At 67.9% G+C, this 6,770-nt stretch carries 7 protein-coding genes; 6 read left to right on the top strand and 1 reads right to left on the bottom strand.

Going from position 1 to position 6,770, the window contains the following annotated elements; all coding sequences use genetic code 11:
• Nucleotides 1-219 precede the first annotated feature (219 nt).
• Nucleotides 220-636 (bottom strand): DUF5318 domain-containing protein, encoded by a 417-nt coding sequence (locus A5730_RS13995; RefSeq protein ID WP_055399665.1) that lies wholly within the window; start codon nt 634-636, stop codon nt 220-222.
• Nucleotides 637-756: 120 nt separating this feature from the next.
• Between A5730_RS13995 and A5730_RS13990 the strand changes: the two genes are divergently transcribed.
• From A5730_RS13990 to A5730_RS13965, 6 genes are all read left to right on the top strand, one after another.
• A complete protein-coding gene (locus A5730_RS13990; protein ID WP_067901083.1) occupies nt 757-1,638 on the top strand; it encodes a DUF1707 domain-containing protein in 882 nt (293 codons plus the stop codon).
• 147 nt (nt 1,639-1,785) lie between these two features.
• Nucleotides 1,786-2,328 (top strand): PadR family transcriptional regulator, encoded by a 543-nt coding sequence (locus A5730_RS13985; protein WP_055399552.1) that lies wholly within the window; start codon nt 1,786-1,788, stop codon nt 2,326-2,328.
• Nucleotides 2,329-2,385: 57 nt separating this feature from the next.
• Nucleotides 2,386-3,483, top strand: coding sequence for an inositol-3-phosphate synthase (locus A5730_RS13980; protein WP_055399549.1), 1,098 nt, complete (start codon nt 2,386-2,388; stop codon nt 3,481-3,483).
• A gap of 187 nt (nt 3,484-3,670) precedes the next feature.
• Nucleotides 3,671-4,798: an LLM class flavin-dependent oxidoreductase gene (locus A5730_RS13975; RefSeq protein ID WP_067901082.1), complete on the top strand. Its 1,128-nt coding sequence runs from the start codon at nt 3,671-3,673 to the stop codon at nt 4,796-4,798.
• Nucleotides 4,795-5,964 carry a sulfotransferase gene (locus A5730_RS13970; RefSeq protein WP_067901186.1) on the top strand — a complete coding sequence of 390 codons (1,170 nt, stop codon included), beginning with the start codon at nt 4,795-4,797 and terminating at the stop codon, nt 5,962-5,964. The genes A5730_RS13975 and A5730_RS13970 overlap by 4 nt, the downstream gene beginning before the upstream one ends.
• Before the next feature lies 1 nt (nt 5,965).
• The gene (locus A5730_RS13965; protein WP_067901079.1) at nt 5,966-6,769 is read left to right on the top strand and encodes a sugar phosphate isomerase/epimerase; all 804 of its coding nucleotides are present in this window, start codon (nt 5,966-5,968) and stop codon (nt 6,767-6,769) included.
• Nucleotide 6,770: the final 1 nt, after the last annotated feature.

The raw sequence follows: 6,770 nt of genomic DNA, 5'->3' as shown, positions 1-6,770 counted from the left end.
CCCGCGGGCCGGCGCGCGGCGCGGGGGGGGGCCCGCGGGGCGGCCGGGGGCCCCCCGGGGGGGGGGGGGGGGGCCGCCGGGGGGGCCACGGGGGGAACTCCCCGGCGTTGGCCGGGCGGCGGCGGAATGTCACGCGGGCGCTCGCCAGTTCCATGTTTGCCCACACGCTCAGTCGCCGGCCCATCCGCGTCACTGGACGACTGGTTGTGGGGTCCGTCGTTACTCAATGGCCGTGCGCGCGCCGTTTCGCGCCGTCCGGGTGCCCTTGGGCGGGCGCGCGGCCCCGAGCACATAGGACCTGACCAGATGGTTCCAGCTGCAGGTCCGGCATACCTCCACCACGTGGACGGCGAACTCGTCGAAGCGGGTTGCCAGCAAGACCAACTCTTCGGCCGTGCGGGCCGAGCCCGACACCGGACCCAGGTGTTCGCCGAATACCCACGACACCAGCGTCAGCTGCTCCTTGCGGCAGATCGGGCACATGACCTGGCTCGGTTTCCCGTGAAACTTGGCGGCCCGCAGTAGATAAGGGTTCGCGTCGCACACCTCGGAAACCCCGGTGCGGCCCGAGTACACCTCGGCCAGCAGTGCTCGCCGCCGGAGCGCGTAGTCCACCACTTGTCGCTGCAGTCGCACGCCCACCAGAGTACGTCGCCATGTCGAGCACCGATACGCCACCAAAACCGTGGCGGCCCGACCGAGGTCATCGGCCGGTGCGTTCCGCGCGGATGGGGGCCGGACTCTACGATCATCCCCGTGGCGAAATGGCTCGGGACATCGCTCGGCGCTGGGGTGGCGGCGAGCACCCGCGCCAAAGACATCAACCGGCAGGACGCCTGCAAGATTCTCGACAATGCGCTGAACGACGGCGAGCTGTCCATGGAGGAGCACCGCGAGCGGGTGAGCGCCGCCACCAAGGCGATCACGCTCGGCGACTTGCAGGACCTCGTCAGCGACCTGCAGGCCGACAGCAGCGCGCTGCCGACGACCACCGTCAAGGCCGGCCCGGTGCCGCCGACCTTTCGCGGCTGGGGGGTGCTCGCCGCCGCGTTCGTCGTGTCGGTGCTGCTGGGCGTCGGCATCGGGTGGGGCATGTACGGCAACACCAAATCGCCGCTGGACTTCACCACCGACCCCGGGGCCAAGCCCGACGGAGTGGCCCCCGTCGTGCTGACCCCGCCCACCCAACTGCATTCGGTCGGCGGGTTGACCGGTCTGATCGAGCAAACCCGCAAACGGTTCGGCGACGTCGTGGGGTATCGGCTGGTGATCTACCCGACTTACGCGGTCCTGGACCGGCCGGACCCCTCCGACGATCGCCGGGTGCTGGCCTACAACTATCGCGGCGGATGGGGCGACCCGACCAGCTCGGCGAAGAGCTCGGCGGACGGTCCGGTCCCGGTCGACCTGAGCAAGTTCGACGTCACGGCGACGGTGGGCATCATGCGCGGGGCGCCCCAGACCCTCCGCATGAAGCCCTCGGACATCAAGACCGAGTACCTGAACATCGAACCGGCGACCGACCCGACCACCCCGGGAGCGCTGTCGCTGTCGCTGTACGTCTCCAGCGACTACGGTGGGGGCTACATCGTCTTCGCAGGTGACGGCACCGTCAAGCAGCTGAACCTGCCGTCCTAGGCCGCCGGATCCCGGCGTGCGGCCATTCGCGGGCCGCCGGACTAATAGCTAACGAACATCCGGTGGTGTTGTGGCGAATATATCGAGACGATACGATGACGCGAGGCGTCGGACCGTCGTAACCAATCGTGCAAAGGGGGTGATTCGGTGCTCGAGCTCGCCATCCTGGGGCTTCTGATCGAATCGCCGATGCACGGCTACGAGTTGCGCAAACGGCTGACGGGTCTCCTCGGCGCGTTCCGCGCGTTCTCGTACGGTTCGCTGTACCCGGCCCTCCGGCGGATGCAGGCCGAGGGGCTGATCGCCGAGGACGCCGCCCCGGCCGGCACGCCGGTTCGGCGGGCGCGGCGCGTCTACCAGCTAACCGACGAGGGCCGTCGGCGCTTCGGTGAGCTGGTGGCCGACACCGGTCCGCACAACTACACCGACGACGGTTTCGGGGTGCACCTGGCGTTCTTCAACCGGACTCCGGCGGAGGCGCGCATGCGCATCCTGGAAGGTCGCCGGCGTCAGGTCGAGGAGCGGCGGGAAGGCCTGCGCGAAGCCGTGGCGCGGGCCAGTAACTCGTTCGACCGCTACACCCGCCAACTTCACCAACTGGGGCTCGAGTCCAGCGAGCGCGAAGTGAAGTGGCTCAACGAGCTCATTGCTGCGGAGCGGGCGATGCCCGGCCTCTCCGAGCAGACGTAAACCCTGCACGACATTCATCAGCTGCGACACAGAGTTATGGAGTTAGGAGAACGCCCTATGAGTGACCAGAACGCGCCGATCGCGTCGACGGAGGTACGAGTCGCCATTGTCGGCGTCGGTAACTGCGCGTCTTCGCTGGTACAGGGCGTCGAGTACTACCAGAACGCCGACGAGAACAGCACCGTGCCCGGCCTGATGCATGTCAAGTTCGGCCAGTACCACGTGCGCGACGTCAAGTTCGTCGCCGCCTTCGACGTGGACGCCAAGAAGGTCGGCTTCGACCTCTCGGACGCGATCTTCGCCTCGGAGAACAACACGATCAAGATCGCCGACGTGCCGCCCACCAACGTGGTGGTGCAGCGCGGCCCGACGCTCGACGGCATCGGCAAGTACTACGCCGACACCATCGAGCTGTCGGACGTCGAGCCGGTCGACGTGGTCAAGGCGCTCAAGGACGCCGAGGTCGACGTGCTGGTGTCCTACCTGCCCGTGGGCTCGGAAGAGGCCGACAAGTTCTACGCGCAGTGCGCCATCGACGCCGGGGTGGCGTTCGTCAACGCGCTGCCGGTGTTCATCGCCTCGGACCCCGTGTGGGCCAAGAAGTTCGCCGACGCCGGCGTGCCGATCGTGGGTGACGACATCAAGAGCCAGGTCGGCGCCACCATCACCCACCGCGTGATGGCCAAGCTGTTCGAGGACCGCGGCGTGCAGCTGGACCGCACCATGCAGCTCAACGTCGGTGGCAACATGGACTTCCTCAACATGCTCGAGCGCGAGCGGCTGGAGTCCAAGAAGATCTCCAAGACGCAGGCCGTCACCTCCAACCTGCAGCGCGAGTTCAAGACCAAGGATGTGCACATCGGCCCGTCCGACCACGTCGGCTGGCTCGACGACCGCAAGTGGGCCTACGTGCGGCTGGAAGGCCGCGCCTTCGGTGACGTGCCGCTGAACCTGGAGTACAAGCTCGAGGTGTGGGACTCGCCCAACTCGGCGGGCGTGATCATCGACGCGGTGCGGGCGGCCAAGATCGCCAAGGACCGCGGCATCGGCGGCCCGGTGATCCCGGCGTCGGCGTACCTGATGAAGAGCCCGCCGCAGCAGCTGCCCGATGACGTCGCGCGCACCCAGCTCGAAGAGTTCATCATCGAGGGCTGACCCCGTTCCACCGAGAGTGCGGTGAGGTCGCAGTGATGACCTCACCGCACTTTCGTTGTTCGGGTCGCTTTGTCACGCCAACGTGACGCTCGGCGACCGCCGCCACGCTGGCGTGACGGTCGGTGCTGGGGCCGCGAGACCCGTTTCGGCGACACAGCGCTGTGCGGGTGCTTAGCATCATCTCTCGATGACCGTTCAACCCGCCGCTTTCCTGCGCACGACGCTTCCGCTGGATCTGTCCCGGCTCGCGGAGTTGGACGGCGGCCGGTACCACTCGATCTGGCTGCCCGACCACATGGTCAGCTTCTGGCCCGACTCGATCTGGACGCCCGAATTCACCGACCTGGCGACCGCATCCCCGTCGCCGCACCGCCACCTCGACGGCCTGGCGGTGGCCGCCGCTGCCGCGGTCCTCACCGAGCACGTTCCGATCGTGAGCGCCGTCGTCGACACCGTGCGCCGCCACCCGGCCATGCTCGCCCAGACCGCGCTGACCATTGATCACCTCGCCAAGGGCCGGTTCGTCCTGGGCTTGGGCAGCGGCGAGAGCGAGAACACCCTGCCCTACGGCTTCGACTTCTCCACACCGGTCAGCCGTTTCGAGGAGGCCCTGACGGTCATCCGGCTGCTCTGGGAGAGCGACGGCCCAGTCGATTTCGACGGGCGGTTCTACACGCTGCGGCACGCCCGGCTGGACACCGAGCCCTACGAAGGCCGGCCGCCGCAGATCTGGATCGGCGCAAGCGGGCCGCGCATGCTGGACATCGCGGGCCGGCACGCCGACGGGTGGTGGCCGGCCGGCGCGTGGACACCTGAGCAGTACGCCGAAATGCTCGCAGCGGTAAGGGGATCCGCGGAGCGCGCCGGCCGCGACCCGATGGCGATCACCCCGTGCTTCATCCAGGTGTGCCTGCTCGGCCAGGACTCCGACGCCCTGGCCGACATTCTGCAAGCACCCCTGGTCAAGGCGTTCCTGTTGCAGGTGTCGGCGGAGACGTTGCGCGGCTTCGGGTTTGAGCACCCGATGGGCGATCGCTGGCGAGGATTCCAGGACATCGACCCGTCGGTGCTCACGCGGGAGCGCATCCTCGCGTTCCTCGACAAGGCCACGCCGGACATGGTGCTGGCCGCCGTGCCGCACGGGACGCCGACGGAGGTCGCCAAGATTGTGAAGACCTATGTCGACGCGGGACTGCGCGTGCCCAAGATCCTGGATTACGGCGCCATGGCGGGCCTCAGATACGCCGGCGCTTCGGCGGCCAATGTCCGCGCCGCCGAAGACGAACTGATGCGGCTGTGCGGGGGCGCCTCGTGACGATCCCCCTGGACGTCGCCCAGCTGCTCGCCGCCGCGGAGGCCGAGACAGGACTGTGCGACTACGGCGATCCCACGTTGCCGCAACGCTTCACGGTCGCCGTCGACCACCTCAACGGCCTCGGCATGAACGACGACGGCAACCGGCAGGCCGCGCAGGTCTGTCATTGGCTGCTGACGTCCCGCCTGGAATTCATCGAAGACCGCAACCGCTACCCAATCGCCGACGAGGTGATCGAGGGGCCGATGTTCGTCACGGGCGAACCACGTTCGGGGACAACGCTGATGCACGCGCTGATGTCCGTGGATCCGCGGGCGCGGGCGCTGCGCTTCTGGGAGGTGATGTATCCGTCGCCGCCACCGGGTCTGGCCGGTCCCGACGACGACCGCCGGCAACGGGCCGACGCGGACTGGCGGGAGATCAACGCCAAGATGCCCAAGTGGCTGCACAGCCACCCCTACAACGACATGCTGGGCGACGGGCTGCCCGAAGACGAGCGCACCTGGGCGTTCGACTTCCGGGTGATGACACCGACCGCCTGGTGGCGTGTGCCGATGCAGTCGCTGGTGGGTGGCCTTGCGACGGATCCGGTGGCGCAATACCGGCTGCACAAGGCCATGCTGCAGCAGCTGCAATACCGCCGTCCGCGAAAGTACTGGGCGCTCAAGGGCTTTCACGGATTTCGGCTCAAGGAATTGTTCGACACCTACCCCGACGCGCGGATGGTGTGGCTGCACCGCGACCCGGTGCAGGTCGCCGCGTCGCGCACCATGATGATGGCCGACATCGCCGACGGCATGGTCGGATCGGTTGACCTGCGCGCCCTGACGAAGATGCATCTGGAGCTGACGCGCGCCGGCGTCGCCAACACGATGAGTAATCCCTTGGTCGACGATCCGCGCATCCTGCACGTCCGCTACGTCGACTTCGTCGCCGACCACATCGGCACGGTTCGGCGCTACTACGCCTTCTGCGGTCGCGAGTTGACGGCCGACGCGGAATCGGCGATGCGCGCCTATCTGGCCGACAACCGCGGCGACCGCTACGGCAAGTTCCGCTACTCCACCCAACTGCTGATCGACATCGGCGAAGACCTCGACGCGCTGCACGCGGAATTCCGGCCATTCCGAGAGCGATTCGACGTCCCCATCGAGAATCGGGCCTGACATGGTGGGCACGCACAAGCGCCTGTCCGTGCACAACGTCACCTTCTACGGTGACTCGCTCGCCGAACTGGAAGCGTATTGGGCGGCCCTCGGCGTCTCGCGGCTGAGCGTGCTGGACAGCCAGTTGCTCGATCCCCGCTTTCCACTGTCGTTGCAGGGCAACGGATACGCCGTGGAGGCGGTCTATCACCTGTTCGCCGAGGGCAAGCTGGCCGGCGATCCGGATGCCGCCCGCGTGACCCTGTCAACCGTGATCGACGCCGCCGCGGCCGTCGGCGCGCGCACCGTGTACTTACTCACCGGCGGCCGCGGTGACCTTACCTGGGACCGGGCCGCCGAACGATTCAGCGAAATGGTCGCCCCCTGCGTGGCGCACGCCAAGACCGCGGGGGTGGCGCTGGCCATCGAGAATGCTTCCAGCCTGTACGCCGACATCCACCTTGCCCACACGCTCCGGGACACCGTCACGCTGGCGGAGATGGGCGGCCTGAGCGTCTGCCTCGACTTGTTTCACTGTTGGGCCGAAGGCGATTTCGAGGCGATGGTGCAGCAGGCGCTGCCCCGAACGTCGCTCATCCAATTGAGCGACTACGTGCTGGGCGATCGGGCGCTCCCGGGCCGGGCGGTTCCCGGCGACGGCGCGATTCCGATCGAACGGTTCGTCACCCAGGCGCTCGCCGGCGGCTACGCGCACGGGTTCGACCTGGAACTCATCGGTCCCCGCATCGACAGTGAGGGGCACCTGGAAGCCGCCCGGCGCGCATGTGATGTAGTCAGCGCGATGCTCGACAGACTGGGTGCGTGAC

The organism is Mycobacterium sp. ACS4054 (assembly GCF_001667275.1).
Taxonomy (GTDB): domain Bacteria; phylum Actinomycetota; class Actinomycetes; order Mycobacteriales; family Mycobacteriaceae; genus Mycobacterium.
The sequence above is the reverse complement of the archived record's forward strand: the minus strand, read 5'-3'. Positions and strand labels throughout refer to the sequence as shown.

Bases quoted from the DNA above. Each gene is read 5' to 3' on its own strand.
- A5730_RS13980 (WP_055399549.1), top strand. From the start codon at position 2,386: ATGAGTGACCAGAACGCGCCGATCGCGTCGACGGAGGTACGAGTCGCC.
- A5730_RS13975 (WP_067901082.1), top strand. From the start codon at position 3,671: ATGACCGTTCAACCCGCCGCTTTCCTGCGCACGACGCTTCCGCTGGAT.
- A5730_RS13965 (WP_067901079.1), top strand. From the start codon at position 5,966: ATGGTGGGCACGCACAAGCGCCTGTCCGTGCACAACGTCACCTTCTAC.